This is a genomic window from Rhodococcus sp. S3 (assembly GCF_058211795.1).
This window is the reverse complement of the sequence record NZ_CM177074.1, coordinates 1,109,566-1,130,265: the sequence shown is the minus strand read 5'-3', so window position 1 is coordinate 1,130,265 and position 20,700 is coordinate 1,109,566. Positions and strand designations below refer to the sequence as shown.

Annotated in this window: 20 protein-coding genes and 1 pseudogene; 9 read left to right on the top strand and 12 right to left on the bottom strand. The window is 69.4% G+C overall.

Annotation, left to right across the window (positions count from 1 at the left end; all coding sequences use genetic code 11):
• The first annotated feature begins 126 nt into the window (after positions 1 to 126).
• From AC0LPE_RS05400 to pth, 3 genes are all read left to right on the top strand, one after another.
• Positions 127 to 1,305 (top strand): aminotransferase class V-fold PLP-dependent enzyme, encoded by a 1,179-nt coding sequence (locus tag AC0LPE_RS05400; RefSeq protein WP_088899122.1) that lies wholly within the window; start codon positions 127 to 129, stop codon positions 1,303 to 1,305.
• 232 nt (positions 1,306 to 1,537) lie between these two features.
• On the top strand, positions 1,538 to 2,158 hold the full coding sequence (locus AC0LPE_RS05395) for a 50S ribosomal protein L25/general stress protein Ctc (RefSeq protein ID WP_490605749.1): 621 nt from the start codon (positions 1,538 to 1,540) through the stop codon (positions 2,156 to 2,158).
• A gap of 95 nt (positions 2,159 to 2,253) precedes the next feature.
• Complete coding sequence (gene pth, locus AC0LPE_RS05390) at positions 2,254 to 2,826, top strand: aminoacyl-tRNA hydrolase (protein ID WP_088899121.1); 573 nt, start codon at positions 2,254 to 2,256, stop codon at positions 2,824 to 2,826.
• A 25-nt stretch (positions 2,827 to 2,851) separates the two neighbouring features.
• Here pth and AC0LPE_RS05385 read toward each other — a convergent pair whose 3' ends face one another.
• Positions 2,852 to 4,489 carry a fatty acyl-AMP ligase gene (locus tag AC0LPE_RS05385; protein WP_088899090.1) on the bottom strand — a complete coding sequence of 546 codons (1,638 nt, stop codon included), beginning with the start codon at positions 4,487 to 4,489 and terminating at the stop codon, positions 2,852 to 2,854.
• 205 nt (positions 4,490 to 4,694) lie between these two features.
• On the opposite strand from AC0LPE_RS05385, the gene AC0LPE_RS05380 reads away from it, so the two are divergent.
• The gene (locus tag AC0LPE_RS05380; protein ID WP_490605748.1) at positions 4,695 to 6,404 is read left to right on the top strand and encodes a peptide chain release factor 3; all 1,710 of its coding nucleotides are present in this window, start codon (positions 4,695 to 4,697) and stop codon (positions 6,402 to 6,404) included.
• A gap of 101 nt (positions 6,405 to 6,505) precedes the next feature.
• Positions 6,506 to 7,120 carry a hypothetical protein gene (locus AC0LPE_RS05375; RefSeq protein WP_490605747.1) on the top strand — a complete coding sequence of 205 codons (615 nt, stop codon included), beginning with the start codon at positions 6,506 to 6,508 and terminating at the stop codon, positions 7,118 to 7,120.
• A gap of 18 nt (positions 7,121 to 7,138) precedes the next feature.
• Here the strand turns inward: AC0LPE_RS05375 and AC0LPE_RS05370 are convergent.
• The 5 genes and pseudogenes from AC0LPE_RS05370 to AC0LPE_RS05350 form a co-directional block, all read right to left on the bottom strand.
• Positions 7,139 to 8,179, bottom strand: a pseudogene (locus AC0LPE_RS05370) (enoyl-CoA hydratase/isomerase family protein).
• 49 nt (positions 8,180 to 8,228) lie between these two features.
• Entirely contained in the window at positions 8,229 to 8,900 is a 672-nt protein-coding gene (locus AC0LPE_RS05365; RefSeq protein ID WP_088899086.1) for a pyridoxine/pyridoxamine 5'-phosphate oxidase, read from the bottom strand.
• Between the two features lie 25 nt (positions 8,901 to 8,925).
• Complete coding sequence (locus tag AC0LPE_RS05360) at positions 8,926 to 9,387, bottom strand: VOC family protein (RefSeq protein ID WP_016695772.1); 462 nt, start codon at positions 9,385 to 9,387, stop codon at positions 8,926 to 8,928.
• 14 nt (positions 9,388 to 9,401) lie between these two features.
• Positions 9,402 to 9,884 (bottom strand): nuclear transport factor 2 family protein, encoded by a 483-nt coding sequence (locus AC0LPE_RS05355; RefSeq protein WP_490605746.1) that lies wholly within the window; start codon positions 9,882 to 9,884, stop codon positions 9,402 to 9,404.
• Between the two features lie 134 nt (positions 9,885 to 10,018).
• Entirely contained in the window at positions 10,019 to 10,627 is a 609-nt protein-coding gene (locus AC0LPE_RS05350; protein ID WP_016695774.1) for a TetR/AcrR family transcriptional regulator, read from the bottom strand.
• Positions 10,628 to 10,727: 100 nt separating this feature from the next.
• Between AC0LPE_RS05350 and AC0LPE_RS05345 the strand changes: the two genes are divergently transcribed.
• The 3 genes from AC0LPE_RS05345 to AC0LPE_RS05335 are packed head-to-tail and all read left to right on the top strand — an operon-like array spanning position 10,728 to position 14,190.
• A complete protein-coding gene (locus AC0LPE_RS05345) occupies positions 10,728 to 12,242 on the top strand; it encodes an acetyl-CoA acetyltransferase (RefSeq protein WP_145691648.1) in 1,515 nt (504 codons plus the stop codon).
• On the top strand, positions 12,239 to 13,033 hold the full coding sequence (locus tag AC0LPE_RS05340; RefSeq protein WP_088899083.1) for an enoyl-CoA hydratase/isomerase family protein: 795 nt from the start codon (positions 12,239 to 12,241) through the stop codon (positions 13,031 to 13,033). Before AC0LPE_RS05345 ends, AC0LPE_RS05340 begins: the two co-directional genes overlap by 4 nt.
• Before the next feature lie 2 nt (positions 13,034 to 13,035).
• Positions 13,036 to 14,190 (top strand): acyl-CoA dehydrogenase family protein, encoded by a 1,155-nt coding sequence (locus tag AC0LPE_RS05335; RefSeq protein ID WP_088899082.1) that lies wholly within the window; start codon positions 13,036 to 13,038, stop codon positions 14,188 to 14,190.
• A gap of 74 nt (positions 14,191 to 14,264) precedes the next feature.
• Here the strand turns inward: AC0LPE_RS05335 and AC0LPE_RS05330 are convergent, their stop codons facing one another.
• The 3 genes from AC0LPE_RS05330 to AC0LPE_RS05320 form a co-directional block, all read right to left on the bottom strand.
• On the bottom strand, positions 14,265 to 14,702 hold the full coding sequence (locus AC0LPE_RS05330) for a DUF6069 family protein (RefSeq protein ID WP_088899081.1): 438 nt from the start codon (positions 14,700 to 14,702) through the stop codon (positions 14,265 to 14,267).
• 73 nt (positions 14,703 to 14,775) lie between these two features.
• Entirely contained in the window at positions 14,776 to 16,569 is a 1,794-nt protein-coding gene (locus AC0LPE_RS05325; RefSeq protein ID WP_160873883.1) for an ABC-F family ATP-binding cassette domain-containing protein, read from the bottom strand.
• Between the two features lie 43 nt (positions 16,570 to 16,612).
• Entirely contained in the window at positions 16,613 to 17,548 is a 936-nt protein-coding gene (locus AC0LPE_RS05320; RefSeq protein WP_490605745.1) for a 4-(cytidine 5'-diphospho)-2-C-methyl-D-erythritol kinase, read from the bottom strand.
• A 90-nt stretch (positions 17,549 to 17,638) separates the two neighbouring features.
• Between AC0LPE_RS05320 and AC0LPE_RS05315 the strand changes: the two genes are divergently transcribed.
• Entirely contained in the window at positions 17,639 to 17,905 is a 267-nt protein-coding gene (locus tag AC0LPE_RS05315) for a hypothetical protein (RefSeq protein WP_490605744.1), read from the top strand.
• 63 nt (positions 17,906 to 17,968) lie between these two features.
• On the opposite strand, the gene AC0LPE_RS05310 is transcribed toward AC0LPE_RS05315, so the two are convergent.
• The 3 genes from AC0LPE_RS05310 to AC0LPE_RS05300 all read right to left on the bottom strand — a co-directional run bounded on the left by AC0LPE_RS05310 (position 17,969) and on the right by AC0LPE_RS05300 (position 20,491).
• Positions 17,969 to 18,175: a cold-shock protein gene (locus tag AC0LPE_RS05310; protein WP_006553820.1), complete on the bottom strand. Its 207-nt coding sequence runs from the start codon at positions 18,173 to 18,175 to the stop codon at positions 17,969 to 17,971.
• 226 nt (positions 18,176 to 18,401) lie between these two features.
• Positions 18,402 to 19,310 carry a 16S rRNA (adenine(1518)-N(6)/adenine(1519)-N(6))-dimethyltransferase RsmA gene (gene rsmA, locus AC0LPE_RS05305; protein ID WP_490605743.1) on the bottom strand — a complete coding sequence of 303 codons (909 nt, stop codon included), beginning with the start codon at positions 19,308 to 19,310 and terminating at the stop codon, positions 18,402 to 18,404.
• 53 nt (positions 19,311 to 19,363) lie between these two features.
• Entirely contained in the window at positions 19,364 to 20,491 is a 1,128-nt protein-coding gene (locus AC0LPE_RS05300) for a resuscitation-promoting factor (RefSeq protein WP_490605742.1), read from the bottom strand.
• Positions 20,492 to 20,700: the final 209 nt, after the last annotated feature.

Below are 20,700 nucleotides of genomic sequence, written 5' to 3'. Positions count from 1 at the left end.
GTCTGCGGTCGAGACTAACCCGCCCGGGGACACGACGCGCGGATAACGCACCGGTGCGTGCGCGAACGCACTCCACCGGGCAGGCTCGACTCCGACGATACGGACGACGGAGGAGGTGAGCGGTCCGTGCTGGACCTCCAGGCGGCTCGACGCGACACACCGGGATGCTTCGACCGGGTCTTCCTCGACAGCGCCGGCTCGTCGCTGCCCCCGACACCGGTGCTCGAGACGATGCTCGCGCACCTGCGCCGCGAGGCCGAGGTCGGCGGGTACGTGGCGGCCGACGAGCGGCTCGACGACCTGACGGCCGTGAAGACCTCGCTCGGTCGCCTGTTCGACGTGCCGGAGACCTCCCTCGCGCTGTCCGACGGCGCCTCGCGCGCATGGACGTCCTTCTTCTACGCCGTGCCGCTCCAACCGGGTGACCGCATCCTGATCTCGCAGGCCGAGTACGCCGCGAACGCGATCGCCGCGCTGCAGCGCGCGCAGGCGACCGGCGCCACCGTCGAGGTCGTTCCGTCCGATCCGTCCGGTCGCATCGACGTCGAGGCACTCGAGGGGATGCTCGACGAACGGGTGCGGCTCGTGTCCGTCGTACACGCCCCCACCAACGGCGGGCTGGTCAACCCCGTCCGGGAGATCGCCGACGCCGCGCACGCGGTCGGGGCGCTCGTGTTGCTCGACGCGTGCCAGTCGGTGGGGCAACTGCCGGTGAGCGTGCCCGAACTCGATGTCGACGCACTGTCGGGCACCGGGCGCAAGTGGCTCCGCGGTCCGCGCGGCACCGGTTTCCTCTACGTGCGGCCGCGGCTGGTGACCGAACTCGAACCGGCGGTGCTCGACCTGCGCAGTGCCTCGTGGACCTCGGCCGACAGCTACGAGCTCGCCCCCGACGCCACGCGCTTCGAGATGTGGGAGGCCTCGGTGGCGGCCCGGCTCGGTCTCGGCGCAGCCGTGGACTATCTCCTCGATCTGGGTGTCGACGCCGTGGCCGAAGCGGTGGCCTACCGGGCCGGGCACGTGCGGGACGGGCTCGCAGGCATCGACGGCGTCACCGTCACCGATCTCGGTGAGCAGCGCAGCGGCATCGTCTCGTTCACCGTGGACGGCCGCGACCCGCGGGAGGTCCGCGATGCCCTGGCCGAGCGGTCGGTGACGGTCACGGTCAGCAGCCGCAGTTCGACGCTGCTGGACATGACCTCGCGCGACCTGCAGTCGGTGGTGCGGGCGTCGCCGCACTACTTCGTCTCGCCCGCCGACGTCGACAGGTTCCTCGCCTCGGTGCACGACATCGCCCGTTCGTGAGGCCGTGCGCCGCTCGTGGCCGCGAGTCGACGACAGGGCTGTTTGTCCCCGCTCGACGTCGTCCGGTAAAGTGGTTCGAGTTGTCTCGGCGAGGGTGAACCGCAATATCGCTGGATCACCGTGATCGACGCGGCTGCGACGGAAGCAATGTGCTCCCCGGTCGCACGTGTCGGATCCGTTCGTTCGAGAACACCCGACCACGAAGTGCCACCAGCGTAGGAGCCGTCACATCATGTCCGACGAGAATCGTCTCGTAGCCAGCGTCCGCACCGAGTTCGGCAAGGGTGCCGCACGCCGCGCCCGTCGCGCCGGCCAGGTCCCCGCCGTCCTCTACGGCCACGGCACCGAGCCCCGGCACCTCGCCCTCCCCGACCTCGAGTTCGCAGCCGTGCTGCGTAACCACGGCACCAACGCCATCCTCACCCTCGACATCGACGGCGAGGATCAGCTCGCGCTGACCAAGTCGGTCGTCGTCCACCCCATCCGCCGCTACATCGAGCACGCCGACCTGCTCGTCGTGAAGAAGGGCGAGAAGGTCACCGTCGAGGTGCCCGTCGTCCTCTCCGGTGAGGCCGGCTCCGGCACGCTGGTGGTCAACGAGGTCAACACCATCAAGCTCGAGGCCGACGCCCTCAACATCCCCGAGGAGATCACCGTCTCGATCGAGGGCGCCGAGGCCGGCACCCAGATCCTGGCCGGTGGCGTCGAGCTGCCCGCCGGTGCGACCCTGCAGGACGATCCCGAGCTGTTGCTCGTGAACATCGTCGAGGCTCCCTCCGCCGACGCCATGGAAGGCGCCGAGGGCGAAGAGACCTCCGAAGAGACCTCCGAAGAGGCCTCCGAGGAGGCCTGAGCCTTCCCCGGCTCCCTGTGAAGTCACTCGTGCGGCGCGTCATCCCTTCGGGGTGGCGCGCCGCATGTCGTTCGAATGCACGGAAGGATCAGCTCGTGGGCGACGACGCCGCGCTCGTGGTCGGTCTCGGCAACCCCGGCCCGAAGTACGAGAACACCCGGCACAACATCGGATTCATGGTGGCCGACGTGCTGGCCGGACGTGTGGGCGGCAAGTTCTCCGCGCACAAGCGCAGCAACGCCGACATCGTGCAGGCCCGGCTCGACGGGCGGCAGGTGATCATCGCGAAGCCGCGCACCTACATGAACCTGTCCGGTGGTCCGGTCGCCTCCCTCGCCAAGTTCTTCTCGGTCGATCCCGCGAACGTGATCGTCGTGCACGACGAGCTCGACCTGGACTTCGGGACGATCCGGCTCAAGCTCGGAGGTGGCGAGAACGGCCACAACGGCCTGCGGTCGACCTCGTCGGCGCTCGGCACCAAGGACTACCTGCGGGTCCGGATGGGCATCGGCCGCCCGCCCGGTCGCCAGGATCCCGCCGACTTCGTGCTCAAGCCGTTCTCGGCCATCGAACGCAAAGAACTCGACGTGTGGTGCGAGGAAGGCGCCGACGCCGTCGAACTGCTGTTGAAGCTCGGCCTCGAGGGCGCCCAGAACCGCATCCACTGACCCCGCATCGATCGGCGCGGGACGGTCAGGCCCGCGTCAGCAGCGCCAGCGAGGTGCCGCGACGCAGCTTGCCCGAGGAGGTCTTCGGGATGCTGCCGGGACCGAGCACCGCGACCGTGCGGGGCCTCACGCCCACCTCGGCGACCACCGCGTGCACGACGTCGTGTTCGATGCGGCGCACCTCGTCCGGGTGGTCGAAGAGTTTGGTCTCCACGGCCACCGCGAACGATTCGCGCTTGTCCCCCGCGTCGAGCCGGATGGCGACGGCGTTGCCGGGACGCACGCCGTCGACGGTCCCCGCCGCCCGTTCGATGTCGGTGGGATAGATGTTGCGGCCGCCCATGATGATGACGTCCTTCACCCGGCCGCACACCACGACGAGTCCGTCCTCGGTGAAGTAGCCCACGTCGCCGGTGTCGAGCCAGCCGTCCGCATCCTGCGCGGGGACGGGTCCGTCCACGGTGAGATAACCGTGCGTGACGGCCTCGCCGCGCAACTGGATGATGCCCACGCCGCGGGGCGGCAGCACCTGCCCGTCGCGGTCGACGACCCGGCCCTCGAGACCGGCCACGAGACGGCCGAGGGTGGGCATGCGGCGTGCGTGGGTGCGGTTGGTCGGCACGGCCATCCCGCCGGCTTCGAGCAGGTCGGGGTCCACCACGTCAAGCACCATCCCGCGTCCCGGATCGGGAACCGACACCGCGAGGGTGGTCTCGGCCATCCCGTAGGAGGGCGCGAGGGCGGACGGGTCGAGACCGAAGCGCTCTCCGGCCTCCGCGAGCGCCTCCATCGTGTCGGGATCGACCGGCTCGGCACCGTTCCACATCCAGCGCATCGACGACAGGTCCAGCGCGCCGTCCGGCGCCTGCGACAACTTCCGGGCCAGCAACGAGTACGCGAAATTCGGTGCTGCGGTGAGGGTTCCGCGATACTTGCTGATCAGCTCCGCCCACAGGATCGGCGAACGCAGGAAGTCCAGTGGCGTGACCGACACGACCTCGGCGCCCACCTGCATGGGGACGCTGAGGAAGGCCACCATGCCCATGTCGTGGAACAGCGGCAGCCAGCTGATCATGACGTCGTCGTCGAGCGAGAACTTGACGCGGTCCATCATCGCCGTCGCGTTGGCGTAGAAGTTGCCGTGCGTGATCCGCACCGCCTTCGGCGAGCCCGTGGAGCCGGACGTCAGCTGTTGCAGCACGATGTCGGACTCCGCCGTGTCGACGGGATCGACGGGCCTCCCCTCCCGCATCCGCTCCACGGTGACGACGGAGATGCCGCGTTCGCGCAGCAGCGGCTCCGCGATCTCGAAGGGTGCGCCGAGCACGACGGCGCGGGCGTCGATCATCCGCAGCACCACCTCGGTGTCGCGCGACCACATCTGCAGGTCGGTGCGCGGGGTGGGCTGGTGCAGCATCGTCACGCTTCCGCCGCGCATCCAGACAGCCTGGCAGACCGGCGCGATGTCCACCGGCTGTCCTGCGAGGACGCCCACCGCGTCACCGGGTCCGATGCCCGCCGCGGCCAGCGCGCCGGCCATGCGTCGCGCCTGCCGGTGGATCCCTCCCCAGCTCTGCCGCAGCGGCGTATCCGGTTCGCCGGTGATCAGAGCCCCGGTGTCCGCCTCCGCCGTCGCGTACATCTCCTCGGTGAACCTGCTCACGACCCGCTCCTCGTCCGGTGGTGCACGACCTCGACCAAGATCCGGTAGTTGCACATCAGCGTGCGCCGTCGAGCGGTCGGTATGGGGCGACCCCGGGGAAACGTGATCGAATCTGGCGGAAATCGACACCGAATCGCCGAGTAACATGGACGAGTTGGCGGCGATAGCGCCCCTACTCCCTGCCCCCTTCGAGAGGTTTTTCCCGTTGAGCACCCCGCACGCTTCGGCCGACAGTCAATCCACCGGCACGACGGAGCCTGCGCAGTCCTCCGGCACAGCGAAGTCCGGGTCCGCGAAGGAGGTCAGAGCCGAAGCCGAGCGCAGACGCACCTTCGCCGTCATCTCCCATCCCGACGCCGGTAAGTCGACGCTCACCGAGGCGCTCGCCCTGCACGCGAAGGTCATCTCCGAGGCCGGCGCGGTCCACGGCAAGGCCGGCCGCAAGTCGACGGTCTCCGACTGGATGGAGATGGAGAAGGCCCGCGGCATCTCCGTCAGCTCCACGGCCCTGCAGTTCAACTACACCCGCTCGGACATCGCGGGCACCGACGACGAGGTCGTCAACGTCGTCAATCTCGTCGACACCCCCGGCCACTCCGACTTCTCGGAGGACACCTACCGCGTCCTCACCGCCGTCGACGCCGCCGTCATGCTCATCGACGCGGCGAAGGGCCTCGAGCCGCAGACGCTGAAGCTGTTCCAGGTGTGCCGCCACCGGGGCATCCCCGTGGTCACCGTCATCAACAAGTGGGACCGCCCCGGCCGCACTCCGCTGGAACTGCTCGACGAGATCGACGAGCGCATCGGCCTGACGCCGACTCCCCTGTTCTGGCCCGTGGGCATCGCCGGCGACTTCCGCGGTCTGCTGCGCCGCGGCGAGGACGGAGACGCGGCCGAGTACATCAAGTTCACCCGCACGGCCGGTGGCGCCAAGATCGCGCCCGAGGAGCATCTGTCCCCCGACGAGGCGCTCGCCCTCGAGGGCGACACCTGGGTCGAGGCCGCCGAGGAGTCCGAACTGCTGTCGGCCAACGGCCAGGACCACGATCAGGAGTTGTTCCTCGCCGGGCAGACCTCGCCGGTGATCTTCGCGTCGGCGATGCTCAACTTCGGTGTGCGGCAGATCCTCGACACCCTGGTCACGCTCGCTCCGCCGCCGCGGGCCCGTCTCGCGATCGACGAGACCGCTCGGGAGGTCGACGATCCGTTCAGCGCCGTCGTGTTCAAGGTGCAGGCCGGCATGGACACCGCCCACCGCGATCGGCTCGCGTTCATGCGTGTGGTCTCGGGTGTGTTCGAGCGCGGCATGGTCGTCACGCACGCGCAGACCGGTAAGCCCTTCGCCACCAAGTACGCGCTGACGGTCTTCGGTCGCGAACGCTCCACGGTGGAGAACGCCTATCCGGGCGACGTCGTCGGCCTGGTCAACGCGACCGCGCTGGCGCCGGGCCACACCCTCTACGTCGACAGGAAGGTGGAGTTCCCGCCGATCCCGTCGTTCGCGCCCGAGCACTTCGCGATCCTGCGGGCCGAGAGCGCCTCGAAGTACAAGCAGTTCCGCAAGGCCGTGGACCAGCTCGACTCCGAGGGCGTGGTGCAGATCCTCCGCAACGACGTCCGCGGCGACGCGTCGCCGGTGATGGCGGCCGTCGGTCCGATGCAGTTCGAGGTGGTCGCGGCGCGGATGAAGGCCGAGTACAACGTCGACCCGAAGATCGAGCATCTCGGCTACTCGCTCGCGCGTCGCACCGACGCGGCCTCGGCCGACGAGCTGAACCGCCAGCGCGGTGTCGAGGTGTTCACCCGATCGGACGGCGCGCTCCTCGCTCTCGTCAGCGACAAGTGGCGGCTGCAGTACATCCTCAAGGAGCTGCCGGAGCTGACTCTCGAACCGTTGGTCGCGGCCACCGACTGACCGTCCCGACGACGCCGGACGGGTAGTGCGTCCAGCGGATTTTACTGATACTTTCCCTTTCGTCGATCCGACGTATTCGGGTGGAATCAGGAGTTGTGTCGATGAACGACGACGTACCGGCCACGGCCGGTGAGGACATGTCGTCCGGTGGGACGGCGGAGACCGGCAGGCGATCCGGACGCGCGAAGCGCTCGGGCACCTTCGTCTACCCGTTGCCGAGCACTCCTCTTCCGAGCAGTACCCCGCTGACGAGTACGCCGGATCCCGGAACACACCGCACGAGCGTGGGGGACGCAGTGCTCGAAGGTGACCCGGCCGGCGGGGTGGGCGCCGGCAATTCCGAGGAAGGAACGACCCTGGTGAGCAGCACCGGCACGAACGGCTCCGCGAGCGGGCCCGCCACCACCACGACGACCACGACGGCCACCGAGAGCCTCGGCACGATCACCGCACCGGGCCCGGTCCCGTCGCGGCGCAATTCGATGGGCGTGGCGTCGGTGCGCATCGCCGCGCGACTCGCGCAGAACGAACTGACCTCCCGCGACTCGCGCGGAATCGGCTCGCACGGCGACCCGATGGCAGATGACGACGAACTGCTCACCCTGCTCGGCGAGTACCTGCTCGCCGGTGGCCTCGAGAAGCCCGAGATCCACGCGACCCTCGGTGGGCAGCCCATCGTCGTCGACCTGCAGGTACCGCAGCGTCACGCCCGGTAGCGGCGGGCAGGTCCCGGGTTATCCGTCGCCGAACAGTGCGGCGATCGCCGCCGGATCGACGTCCTCGAGCGTCGCGGGCGACCACTGCGGGTCGCGGGTCTTGTCGACGAGCACGGCGCGCACACCTTCGATGAAGTCCGGCGTCGCGGCGACGCGCACGGCGACGTCGAGTTCGCGGGCGAAGCATTCCTCGAGGGTGCTCTCGGCGCCGCGCCGCATGAGTTCGGCCGTGGCCCACACGCTCGTCGGCGACAACGACCGCAGGGCCGTGCGGGTCTGCTCCGCCCACTCGGCGTCGATGTCGGTGAGGCTGTCGAGGCGGGCCACCATGTCGAGCACCGTGCCGTCGCCGAACACCGTCTCGATATCGGGGAAACGCTGCGCCAGGGAGGATTCGGGGGCCGGTTCGACGAACTCGTCGAGGGCGTCGCGCCACTGCCCGGCGCGGATGCGGTCGGCGAACTCGTCGATGCGGGCGCTGGGCACATGGTGCGTGGCCAGGCCGACGGCGAGCGCGTCGCCGGCGTCGATGCGGGCACCGGTGAGTGCGAGGTACATCCCCACCGCGTCGCACCGCGCGGTGGTGCCGCGCAGGCGCGGGAGGAAGTGGCTCGACCCGATGTCGGGAACGAACCCGATGGCCGTCTCGGGCATGGCCATCGTGGTCTTCTCGGTGGTCACACGCACCGCGCCGTGCACCGAGATACCGAGGCCACCGCCCATCGTGACGCCGTCGAGGACCGCAAGGTAGGGCTTCGGGTAGGTGGCGACCAGTTAGTCGAGGCGATACTCGTCGGCGAAGTACTCCCGGACGGTGTCGAAGCGTCCCTCGAGAGCCACCTCGCGCACCGGCTTGACGTCGCCACCGGCGCAGAACGCGCGGTCGGACGTGCTGGTGACGAGCACGGCCGTGACGGCCGGGTCGTCGCGCCAGGCGAGAAGCGACGAACGGACGTCGCGGATCATCGACCGGTCGAGCGCGTTGAGCGCACCGGGACGGTCGAGTTGCACTTCGCCGACTCCGTTGGCGACGCGTGTGCGGATGAAGGACTCGTTCACGGGCGGGAGCCTACCGGGCGCAGGGGACGGATCCCTCTCACGCGACACGTCACGGATGAAGTTCCTCGGTGACCCACCGGTCCCCCGCACGCCGGTAGCGATACCGCAGGTGCCGCCGGCCGGGATCCGCCTGCCAGAACTCCACGGCCTCGGCGGCGACGCACCACGCCGTCCAGTGCGGCGAGACGAGGTCCGGGTCGTGTTCGAGCGCGGTCAGGCGTTCCCGCACGAGGTCGTCGTACTCGGCGGGATCGGTGAGGACCTCGCTCTGGTGTCCCGTGGAGGCGACGGCACGGGCGAAGACCGACCGTTCCCGGAAGTCGCGGGCACACACCTCGGGCGGGCCGGCCAGGACGGGGCCGCGCACGCGGACCTGACGGCCGAGTTCGCGCCAGTACACGGTGAGCGCGGCGGCCGGTGTCGCGTCGAGCTGGCGGCCCTTCGGGGAACGGTCGTCGCCGGAGAACCACCAGCCGTCGTCGGTGACGTCCTTGATGAGCAGCATGCGTGCGTCGGGCGTCCCGGACGGGTCGACGGTCGACAGGGTCGCGGCGTGCGGCTCGGCGACGCCGGCCTCGGCCGCCTCGGCGAGCCACCGGAGGAAGGTCTCCTGCGGCGTCGCGGCCGGTTCGAACCGCGGGGCGGACGCCGTGAGGGTGGGCAGGGCCCGGATCCAGCCACGGACATCGGGAAACTCACTGCGACGCGCGATCTCGCTCATCGCCGCATGGTACCGAGCGGGGAGCTCATTCCCGAGGGGGCGGCAGCTTGCCGGTCAACGGGCCGACGAGCATCCAGCGATGCCCGAAGGGATCGAGCAGGGTGGCGTTGCGATGACCGTGGGCCTCGTTGATCCACCTCTCGACCGAACCGCCGGCCAGACGGGCGCGGGTGAGCACCGTGTCGGTATCGGCGACCTCGAGCATCAGGCTCACCGAGACCGCTCCCTCCTGCGGCGCGGTGAGTCCGAGTTCAGGGAATTCGTCTGCGAGATAGATCATTCCACTGGGGAACCGCAGTTCGGCGTGCCCGACACGACCGTCGTCCATCACGACCGGTTCGGCGGTCAGCGAGGCCCCGAACACCCGGGTGTACCACTCGATCGCCTCGTGGGCCCGCGGCACCGTCAGATAGGGCAGCGCCCCCGGGCGGGGAAAATCGCCGGAGCCTCCCGGAGGGGGAAAATCGGCGGAGCTCTCCGAGACCATCTCGTCGTTCCCGCTCAGGACGCTTTCGGTTGCTGCAGCAGCGCCCATCGATTGGTCGTCAACCGGACCGAAGGCGAGTCGCCCATGCATGTGACCGTCTCCCAGTCGCGTTGATATCCGGTGCGGCCGATCCGCCAGCATCCGTCGTCACCCAGGCTGTATCGATCGTGGTAGTAGGCCGATCCGCGCAACATCATCCCGTCCTCGGGGATGATCACGGTGTCGGACAGCAACCACACCCCGGTGGCGGTGCGGCCGTCGTCGGCGATGTCGATCTCGGGATGGGAACACGCGTGCTCCGTGATCAAGCGCGTTCCCAGCGTGTTCTCGAGGAAACCTATGAAGGCGTCGCGTGAGTCGAAAACGAGATACTCCCCGTAGACGGCGTGTGCGTCGGGGGTGAGGGTGTTCGCCAGTTCGTCCCAGTCCTTCGTGTCGAGCGCTCGCGCATAACGGTATTTGAGCCGCGTGATCTCCGCTACCGCCTGCACATCCATCGTCGGCCTCCCATTGGCGCCCCCCTGCGAGTATTCGCATTCCAGGCTAGCCCGGACGACCGGCGCAGACGGCCGGAATCACACTGTTACCAGGCGGCATTCGATCGCGATTCGATCACGGGAGTGCGTGTCGGTCACGACTCGGGACGGCGCAGCGCGCGGATGGTCGCGTCGACGACGAGTTCGGCGTAGTCGTCGTCGACGCTCTGGTCGGGGGTCGCCAACGCGAACAGCGCGTGACTGAGCACGGTGCCGGTGACCATCTCGAGCAGCAGCGTCGCCGAGGTGTCGGCGGGGAGTTCACCGCGCTCGACGGCGCGGTGCACGATCGTGCGTGCCGCGAGCACGCGGCTGCGGTTGAGGGTGTGGATCAGCCGGGCGAGCAGTTCGGGATTGGCGCGGGCATCGAGCGCGACGCGCAGGCTCACCAGGCCCGGGGTGGTCCGGTAACCGCGCAACAGTTGCCGGGCGAGTTCGACGAGATCGGACCGGAGCGCGCCGGTGTCGATCGGCACGGGCAGCGGACTGCGTGCTTCGAGGGCCTGGACCAGCAGGTCGTCCTTGCTCGACCACCGGCGGTAGAGGGCGGCGCGGCCCACCCGCGCGCGTCGCCCGACCGCGTCGATCGTGAAGCCACGCCAGCTCGTCTCGGAATACACCTCGAGCACGGCGTCGAAGACGCGGTCCTCGAGGTCGGCGTCGCGGGGGCGCCCGCGGCGGCGCGGTGCGGGTACTTCGGTCACGTCGGGCAAGTGTGCCAGACCACTCCTCGATTTACAGACTGAAATAGTCCGTATTAAGCTGGCCGCGTCCTCCTCCCCCCGAGCAGACCGAAGGAACGCCATGACCGACCCCACCCGGGTTCCCGTCGTGATCGGCGTCGGCGACCTGCGCTCCGGCCGTGCCGGTGCGCCCGCCGACCCGCGTGAACCGCTCGACCTCATCCACGAGGCCACCCTCGCCGCGATCGCCGACTCCGGCGCCGATCTCGCCACGCGGATCGACACCATCCACGCGATCAGGACCGCGAGCTGGAACTACGACGACCTGCCGGGCCTGCTCGCCGAACGTCTCGGCGCGACACCCGAGCACACGTCGACCACGCCGATCGGCGGCCACTGGCCGGCGGCCCTGCTCGACCGCATCGGCCACGACATCGCCGCGGGCACCAGCACCGTCGCGCTGCTCGTCGGCGGCGAGGCGCAGGCCTCGGCGACCAACTCCTACAAGGCCGGGACGGATCCGGTCACGCTCGGATGGACCACCGCCCCGGGCGGCCCCGCGCCGATCAGCAACGAGGACCTCGGCAGCCCCGCGATGCAGCGCGCCGGCATGATCGTCCCCACGCGCGTCTACCCGCTGTTCGAGAACCGGCTCAGCCACGATCTCGGACACTCGCGCGAGAAGTCGCTCGACTGGTCGGCGACGCTGTACGCCGCCTTCTCCGAGTTCGCCGCCGAGAACCCGGCGTCGTGGAACCCCGAGCGCCGCACCGCCGACGACATCCGCACCATCGCCGGGAAGAACCGCCTCGTCACCGACCCGTACCCGCTGCTGGTCAACGCGATGCCGTTCGTCGACCAGGCCGCGGCCGTGGTCGTCACCTCGCTCGCCGTGGCCCGCGAACTCGGCGTCCCCGACGACCACCTGCTCTACGTGTGGGGCGGTGCCGGCGCGACCGAGCCCTCGGACGTGCTCGCCCGCGGCGACTTCGGACGCTCGGCCGCACTCGACGACGCGCTGCGCCGCACGCTCTCGGCGACCGACCTGCGTCCCGGCGACTTCGACATCATCGACGCCTACAGCTGCTTCCCCGTGGTCCCGAAGCTGCTCATCGAGCAGCTCGGTCTCCCCCGCGACACCGTCCCGTCGGTGACCGGCGGGCACTCCTTCTTCGGCGGCCCGCTCAACAGCTACACGCTGCACTCGGTGGTGTCGGTGGCAAAGCGGTTGCGTCAGGACGGCGAGCTCGCCCTCGTGCACGGCAACGGCGGCTACCTGACCTACCAGCACGTCGTGGTCCTCGGCTGCGCCCCGCACACCGACGGCTACGTCGGCGACCCCGACCACGTGCTGCTCGAGCCGTCGGCACCCGAGGCCGCCACCGACTACAGCGGTGAGGTCCAGATCGTCACCGCCACAGCCGAATTCGGTCGCGACGGCAACCCGTCGATCGGCTTCCTCATCGGTCTCACCCCCGACGGCCGGCGTGTCTCCGGCCAGACCGACGCCGCCGGCGCCGCGGTCCTCGCCGCCGGAGCCGACATCGTCGGCGAGACCGTCCACGTCACCGACAACGGTGGCAATCTCACCGTCACCCGCATCGAGCACCTGTCCCCCGAGGAGTCCCAGTCGTGAGCGAACCCGTCGTTCTCGTCGAGAAGCGCGAGCACGTCCTGCTCGTCACCATCAACCGTCCCAAGGCGGCCAACAGCATCAACGCCGACGTGCACCAGGCACTCGGTGAGGCCTGGGACCGCGCCGAAGAGGATCGCGACGTGCGCGTCGTGGTGCTCACCGGTGCCGGCGACGCCGTCTTCTGCGGCGGCGCCGACCTCAAGGCCCTCGGCACCAAGGGACCGGACGGGGTCACCCCGCCCGAGACCGCCCACTGGGGCTTCGCCGGTGTCGTCAAGCACCACATCTCCAAGCCCGTCATCGCCGCGGTCAACGGCACCGCGCTCGGAGGTGGCACCGAACTCGCCCTCGCGAGCGATCTCGTCGTCGCCTCCGAGACAGCCGAATTCGGCCTTCCCGAGGTGCACCGCGGCCTGATCGCCGGTGCCGGCGGCGTCTTCCGCATCGGCCAGGCCATCCCCCGCGCCGTCGCGATGGAACTCGTCCTGGCGGGCAAGCCGATGTCGTCCGCCGACGCCCTGCGCTGGGGCCTCGTCAACCGGGTCGTCCCGCAGGCCGACGTCCTCGACACCGCTCTCGCTCTCGCCGCCGACGTCGCGAAGGGCGCTCCGCTCGCCGTGCAGGCCAGCAAGACCGTCGCCCGCGGCATCATCGACGGCAACGTCCCCGCCGAGGACCTGCCCTGGGAGCTGACCGACAAGGCCCTCGCACGTCTCACCACCAGCGCCGACACCCTCGAAGGCGTCATGGCCTTCATGCAGAAGCGCGAACCCGTCTGGAAGGGCGAATAGGCATGACCACCACCGAAGTGATCCGCTGGGACACCGACGAGCAGAAGGCACTCCGTCAGCTCGCCGCGGACTTCACCCGCAAGGAGATCGTCCCCCACCTCGACGAGTGGGAACGTGCCGGCGAGATCCCGCGCGAACTGCACCGCAAGGCCGCCGACGCGGGCCTGCTCGGCGCCTCGGTCGCCGAGGAGCACGGCGGCTCGGGCGGCACCGCCCTCGACATGCTCGCGATCCTCGAGGAGATCATCCTCGCCGGTGGTTCGTCGGGCCTGATCTCGGCGCTGTTCAGCCACGGCATCGCGACCCCGCACATCGTCTCGTCGGGCAACACCGACCTGATCGAGCGGTTCGCACGTCCCGCGCTCGAGGGTCGCGCCATCGGTTCGCTCGCGATCTCCGAGCCCAGCGGCGGCTCCGACGTCGCGAACATCCGCACGACCGCGCGTCGTGACGGCGACGAGTACGTCATCAACGGTGCGAAGCTCTACATCACCTCGGGTACGCGCGCCGACTTCGTGACCACCGCGGTGCGCACGGGCGACGCCGGCGCCGGCGGCATCTCGCTCGTCGTCGTCCCCACGGACACACCGGGTTTCACGGTCTCCCGCAAGCTCGACAAGATGGGCTGGCTGTGCTCGGACACCGCCGAGCTGTTCTACGACGACGTGCGCGTGCCGGTCTCGAACCTCATCGGCGCCGAGAACTCGGCGTTCGGTCAGATCGCGCAGCAGTTCCAGGGTGAGCGCCTGTCGCTGGCCTTCCAGGCCGTCGCCACCGCGCAGCGCTGCTTCGACCTGACCGTCGAGTGGGTGAAATCCCGTGAGACGATGGGCCGCCCGCTGTCCAAGCGTCAGGTCGTGCGGCACCGCCTCGCCGAGCTCGCCACCGAGATCACCGCGGCGAGGACGTTCTGCCGTTCGGTCGCCGAGCGGTGGGTCAACGGCGAGGGCATGCTGCTCGAGACCTCGATGGCGAAGAACAACGCCGTCAAGGTGTGCGACCACGCCGTCATGGAGGCGGTTCAGCTCGCCGGTGGTATCGGCCTGATGCGTGAGAGCGAGGTCGAGCGCCACTTCCGCGACGCCCGCGTCCTCGGCATCGGTGGCGGCACCAACGAGATCATGAACGAGATCATCAGCAAGCTGCTCGGCCTGTAGGTCTCCGCCCGAACTCGGGGGAGGAAATGTGCGACTTTCCTTGCGGAAGCGCACATTTCCTCCCCCTACTCGTTTCAGTCACGCGCACGGAGCATCTCCAGGGCGACGACGACCACCACGGCGATCACGACGTGCATCAGCGTCAGCGCGACGGTGCTCGGCGTGTCGAAGTCCGCGGAGATCGTGCCCTGGATCGTCGCCAGCGGCAGCAGCGCCCCGACGACCTGCGCGATCCGCGCGAAACCGTTCCACCACAGGGTGAGCAGGGCGGCGACGGCGAGACCGACGGTGAGCGGGACGACGGACATGAGCACCACGCCACCGGGCGCCGCGCTCACCACCTCACCGGCGTCGGTGTGTTCGAACGAGCCTCCCGCGACGAGCCCGGCGGCCCACAGCACGAGGTTGACCACCAGTGCGGTCACGACGGACGCGGCAATCACCACCGCGGAACGCGCGAGCCGGGACTGCGGGAGATGCGTAGAGGTACCGGATGTTTCGGTGACGGACATGAATCCTCCTGATGGGCGTTCCTTCTGACGACGCCCATCCTGCGACCTCGAGCCGACTCGAGGTCAAGAGGATTCAGTCGAGATCTTCGGCGAGCTCCATCCACTGCTCCTCGGCCGCTTCCTTCTCCGCGACCACCTCGCGCAACTGCGCGTCGAGCTTCTGCAGCCGGTCGGGATCGGTCGCCGCCTCCGCGAGGTCGTGGTGCAGCTTCTCCTCCTTCTCGGTCAGCTTCGCGACGAGACGCTCGAGGCGTGACAGTTCCTTGCGCGCGGCACGTTCGGCGGCACCGTCGCGCTTCTTCGGCTGCTCCGCGGCGTCGCCGGTCTTCGAGACGGTCGACGCCACCGACGGCACGTCGCCGTCGCCCATGGCCGCGCGCCGGCGCAGGTACTCCTCGATACCACCGGGAAGGTTCGTGAGCCGGCCGTCACCGAACAGGGCCCATGTCGAATCACAGATGCGTTCGACGAGATACCGGTCGTGGCTGATGACCACGAGGGTTCCGGCCCAGCCGTCGAGCAGGTCCTCGAGCTGCTGGAGGGTGTCGATGTCGAGGTCGTTGGTGGGCTCGTCGAGGAGCAGCACGTTCGGTTCGGCCATGAGCACGCGCGTGAGCTGCAGGCGGCGACGCTCACCACCGGACAGGTCGCCGACCGGGGTGCGCTGCCGGGCCGGGGTGAAGCCCAGGCGTTCGGCGAGCTGACCGGCGGAGATCTCCTTGTCGCCCAGCGTGATCCGCTCGGCCACCTCCTTGACGGCCTCGAGCACCCGCATGTCGGTGGGCAGATCGTCGAGTTCCTGACGCAGCCAGCCGATCTCGACGGTCTGACCCTGGATGCGACGTCCCTGCGCCGGTTCGAGTTCGCCCGCGAGCGTGCGCAGCAGGGTCGTCTTGCCCGAGCCGTTGACGCCGACGAGACCGATCCGCTCACCCGGGCCGAGACGCCAGGTGAGGTCGCGGACCAGTTCGCGGCCCTCCGGAGTGGTGAGCGTGGCGTCCTCGAGTTCGATGACGACGCGGCCCAGGCGACGCTTGGCGAACGACGCCAGCGCCACCGAGTCGCGCGGCGGCGGCACGTTCGCGATCAGCGCTTCGGCGGCCTCGATGCGGTACTTCGGCTTGGACGTGCGGGCCGGGGCACCGCGACGCAGCCACGCGAGTTCCTTGCGCGCGAGATTACGGCGGCGCTCCTCCATCGCGTCGGCCTGGCGGGCACGCTCGGCGCGCGCGAAGATCCAGTCGTTGTAGCCGCCCTCGTAGCTCTCGACCTGCCCGTTCACGACCTCCCAGGTGCGGGTCGCGACGGTGTCGAGGAACCAGCGGTCGTGGGTGACGACGACGAGCGCGCTGCGCCGCGACAGCAGGTGCTCGGCGAGCCACTGCACGCCTTCGACGTCGAGGTGGTTGGTGGGCTCGTCGAGGACGAGCAGGTCGAGATCCTGCACGAGGGCTGCGGCGAGGGCGACCCGGCGACGCTCGCCGCCGGACAGGCCGTCGACGACCGCGTCGAGGCCGAGATTGTCGATGCCGATGCCGGTGAGCACCGAGCGGATGCGTGCGTCGCCCGCCCACTCGTGCTCGGCCACGCCGAGCGGCCCGAGGACGACCTCGCCGACGGTCGAGCCCTCCTGCAGACCGCCGCGCTGAGTCACGACGGCCATGCGCAGACCGTTCACGCGGCTCACCCGGCCCGAATCGGGCTCCTCGATGCCGGCGAGCACCTCGAGCATCGTCGTCTTGCCGCCGCCGTTGAGGCCGACGACACCGATCCGCTCCCCCTCGTTCACGCCGAGGGACACCGAGTCGAGCAACGGCTTGATGCCGAACGACTTCGAGACCTGTTCGAGGTTGATCAGATTCGCCACGTGGAGCAACGCCTTCCGAGGATTGCGGGGATGTACTACAGGATCAGGGGTGTGCGGGATCGGCGTCGCCGACGACACGGGCGCCGGGCACCGGACCGGAGGCGACCCGCACCGTACGGCACACACCGGCACCGGCGAGTTCGGCACTCACGGTGACCGCGGCGTGCTGGTCCTCGACGAGGAACGCGCAGGTGGGGCCCGAACCGGAGACGATGCCCGCCAGAGCACCGGCCTCGACACCCGCGCGGAGCGTGCGTCGCAGCATGGGGTCGAGCGACAGGGCCGCGGCCTGCAGGTCGTTGCCGAGCAGGGGCGCGAGCTGGTGGGCGTCGCCGGAGCCGAGCGCGGAGAGCACGGCATCGGCGCTGCCGACGCGCTGAGGTTCCCCCTCGGCGCGCAACCGGTCGAGTTCGCGGAAGACGACCGGTGTGGACAGGCCGCCCTTCGCGAGGGCCAGCACCCAGTGGAAGGTGCCGCGGGTGAGGACGGGGACGAGGCGCTCGCCCCGTCCGGTTCCGATCGCCGTTCCGCCGTGGAGGCAGAACGGCACGTCGCTGCCGAGGCGGGCGGCGAGATCCGCGAGGTCCTCCCGGGGTGCCCCGATCCCCCACAGCGCGTCGAGCGCGACCAGCGTCGCGGCCGCGTCGGCACTGCCACCGGCCATTCCGCCGGCGACGGGGATGCCCTTGTCGATCGTGATCGCCACGTCGGGGGTGCGCGCGGCCCGCTCCGCCATCATCTCGGCGGCGCGCCACGCCAGGTTCGTCGAATCGGTGGGCACCACCTCGGCGCCCGTGCCGCGCACCGCCACGCTCAGGGTGTCGGCGGGGACCACCGACACCTCGTCGTACAGGGACAGGGCCTGGAAGACGGTGTGCAGGTCGTGGTAGCCGTCGGGACGGAGGTCGCCCACCGCGAGATGCAGGTTGACCTTGGACGGGACCCGCACTGTCACGGGGGTCGGCACGACGGAAAGCACGAGTACAGAGCTTACTCGGGATACGGATGCTTCCCGACCGCCGCGGCCACGCTCTACGATCGGGCGACTCGTGAACACTCTGGAGGAAATGTGACTCGATCCGTACGCACTGCGGTCGCCGTCTGCGTCGTCGCTGCGGCGGCCACGCTGGGAACCGCCGGCGTCGCCTCGGCCGAACCGGCCCCGCCGCGCGTCTGCTCGCTCGGCGACCTGGTCCTGCGCTCGCTGAATCTCGTGGACTGCGTCAATCCGCCTACCGGCTCGGCCGGAGTGGCCACCGGTTCGGCCGACTCCGCGGGGTCGTCGACCGGCTCGTCCGGCCTCGGCATCACTGGCTACGGGGCGATGATCGGCTGACCGGATACAACGAATCCGGGCCGGCACCCTGAGGTGCCGGCCCGGATTCGGAGAGTATCGGTATCAGCCGATGACGTTCACGCCGGTGGCCTGCGGGCCCTTCTGGCCCTGGCCGATCTCGAAGCTCACGCGCTGGTTCTCCTCGAGGGTGCGGAAGCCGCGGCCCTGGATCTCGGAGAAGTGCACGAAGACGTCAGCGGAGCCGTCCGAGGGAGCGATGAAGCCGAAGCCCTTTTCGCCGTTGAACCACTTCACAGTACCTTCAGCCATGTTGCTGTCCTTCACTTGCAGGCAGAACGGATATAGACGTTCTGTCTCGTCGGGAGTCGGTTTCGGCTCCCGGGTCTGTCACTACACGGCTGAAACGATTCCATCGTGGCTATCGCCTCCGCTCGCAACCAGAAATGTGCGAGGGGTAAACCACGAACACACTACCTAACGACCGAGGACAACTTAACCACACATCGCAACGGACCACCAGGAAGAGTGACCGGGATCACTCCACTCCTGCGAGTCGCACGAAGGCTGCGGCGTCGAGCTTCTCCCCGCGGGTCGACGGCTCGATACCGGCCGCGAGCAGGCGCCTCTCGGCCTCTGCGGGCGAGCCCGCCCATCCACTCAGCGCTGCGCGCAACGTCTTTCGCCGTTGGGCGAAGGCCGCGTCGACGACGGCGAAGACCCGGGCGCGCGTCTGCGCGTCGGTGGGCCACGGCGGCTCTGCGTAACGGTCGATGCGCACGAGGCCCGATTCCACCTGGGGAACGGGCCAGAAGACCGCACGCCCGACGGCGCCGGCCCTGCGGACGTCGCCGAAGAACCGCGCCTTCACGCTGGGCACGCCGTAGATCTTTCCGCCCGGTTCGGCTGCGAGCCGGTCGGCGACCTCGGCCTGCACCATCACGAGAGCAGTTCGCAGAGTAGGGAATTCGGAGAACAGGTGCAGCAGCACCGGCACCGCGACGTTGTAGGGCAGGTTCGCAACGAGCGCGGTGGGCGTGACGGGAAGGTCCTTCGGCAGCACCTTCATCGCGTCCATGTGCACGACGTCGAACCGGTCGGCGAGCTGCGAGGCCCGCTCCTGCACGGTCGCGGGAATACGCTGCGCGAGAACGGGATCGAGCTCGACCGCGACCACGCGGTCGACGACGTCGAGCAGAGCGAGGGTGAGCGAGCCCAGGCCGGGCCCGACCTCGAGCACGACATCCTCGGGGCCGACCCCGGCGACGTTGACGATGCGGCGCACCGTGTTCGCGTCGTGCACGAAGTTCTGGCCGAGCTGCTTCGTCGGGCGCACCCCGAACTCCTCCGCGAGTGCGCGGACCTCGGCGGGTCCGAGCAGCGCGGCGAGGCCGCGCGGAGAAGCCGGGGTGGCCCTCGGAGTGGTTTCGGGATCGTCTGCTGACACGTGGTGAACCTAGCGCACTCGGAAGCAGGTCACACCGTGCACACCCGTGCCGGTCAGCGCAGACCGAGCTTGCTGGTGCAGGCCGGCCATGCGCCCCAGCCCTGGGCCGCCTGGACCTTCTCCGCGACGGCGATCTGCTGCTCGCGCGTCGCGAGATCGGCGCGCGGCGCGTACTGGGTGCCGCCGAAGCCGGCCCACGTCTGCTGCGTGAACTGCAGGCCGCCGTAGAAACCGTTGCCGGTGTTGATGGCCCAGTTGCCGGTCGCCTCGCACTGGGCGATGGAGTCCCAGGTCGATGCGCGGCCCGAGGCCGGCACAGCGGGCTTCGGCTTGGTGCCGACGCGGACCACGACGGGCCGCGGCTCGGCGAGGACCTTCGAGGCGGTCTCGGTGCGTCCGACCTCGACACCGTTGACGGTGTGGACGTCGAAGGTCACCAACCGCTCGCCCGGAGCACCCGGGTCGTTCACGGCGGTCTCGCCCTCGAGCATGTTCGGATCGTCCACGCGGTTCTCCGGCGGGGCGATCGGCAGGTTCTCGGTCCGCGACTCGGTCCGGTCGCGGGTGACCACGACCTCCATGCCCTCCTCGAGCTCCGCGCCGAGGGCAGGGGTGACGCTGTCGGCCTGCTCGAGCCTGGCGCCCTGGGACTCCAGGAACTCGGCGACCGTCGGCGCTGCGACGCGTACCTCGGCGGCGGGCGCGCCGTTGTCGGCGAAGCGCACGGTCTTGGGGTTGACGACCTCGAGATCGGCGCCGTCGAGCGGAAGACGGTGCGAACGCGAAGCGGAGACGTAGGCGTCGTCGGAGAGGCGGAACTGGTCGAGTGCCTCGTCGACGGTCAGCGCGGTGGTCCACACCGAGCGCTCCTCACCGTCGACGGTCAGACGCAGCTCGCGGGCCTGTCGCAGGACGATGGTGTCGCCGTCGGAGACGGACGAGTCCACGGCCGGGGCCACGACGTCGTTCTCGTCGACGGTGTAGCCGGCGGCGGCCAGGATGTCGCCGACGTTGGAGTTCATCGTGCCGAAGGCACGCTGCTCACCGTCGACGTCGAGGACGACGTCCTTGTGCTGAACCACAGCAGTGGCACCACCGGCACCGAGGGTGACGAAGACGGCGGCGACCACCGAGTAGAACACCGGCGACTTGACGCGATTGATCTTGGTGAAAGGTGACACGATTCTTTCCAGACGGACGACAACTGTGATCACAGCACGGTAACGAGACGGAATTGTTATCGCAACTTCATCGCCTCTAGCTGCACAGATGATGATTTCTGTCAGATCACGACGCACGTCACAGATATCGGATCGGTATTACCTCGATCATTTCCGAGTGTCCGAAATTGCCATTTTCGATCGATACTCGGAAAAAGGAATTCCTCTCG

Excerpts from the sequence above, each read along its gene's own strand:
- AC0LPE_RS05395 (WP_490605749.1), top strand. The coding sequence starts at position 1,538 with ATGTCCGACGAGAATCGTCTCGTAGCCAGCGTCCGCACCGAGTTCGGC.
- AC0LPE_RS05375 (WP_490605747.1), top strand. The coding sequence starts at position 6,506 with ATGAACGACGACGTACCGGCCACGGCCGGTGAGGACATGTCGTCCGGT.
- AC0LPE_RS05365 (WP_088899086.1), bottom strand. The coding sequence starts at position 8,900 with ATGAGCGAGATCGCGCGTCGCAGTGAGTTTCCCGATGTCCGTGGCTGG.
- AC0LPE_RS05360 (WP_016695772.1), bottom strand. The coding sequence starts at position 9,387 with ATGGTCTCGGAGAGCTCCGCCGATTTTCCCCCTCCGGGAGGCTCCGGC.
- AC0LPE_RS05355 (WP_490605746.1), bottom strand. The coding sequence starts at position 9,884 with ATGGATGTGCAGGCGGTAGCGGAGATCACGCGGCTCAAATACCGTTAT.
- AC0LPE_RS05345 (WP_145691648.1), top strand. The coding sequence starts at position 10,728 with ATGACCGACCCCACCCGGGTTCCCGTCGTGATCGGCGTCGGCGACCTG.
- AC0LPE_RS05335 (WP_088899082.1), top strand. The coding sequence starts at position 13,036 with ATGACCACCACCGAAGTGATCCGCTGGGACACCGACGAGCAGAAGGCA.
- AC0LPE_RS05330 (WP_088899081.1), bottom strand. The coding sequence starts at position 14,702 with ATGTCCGTCACCGAAACATCCGGTACCTCTACGCATCTCCCGCAGTCC.
- AC0LPE_RS05310 (WP_006553820.1), bottom strand. The coding sequence starts at position 18,175 with ATGGCTGAAGGTACTGTGAAGTGGTTCAACGGCGAAAAGGGCTTCGGC.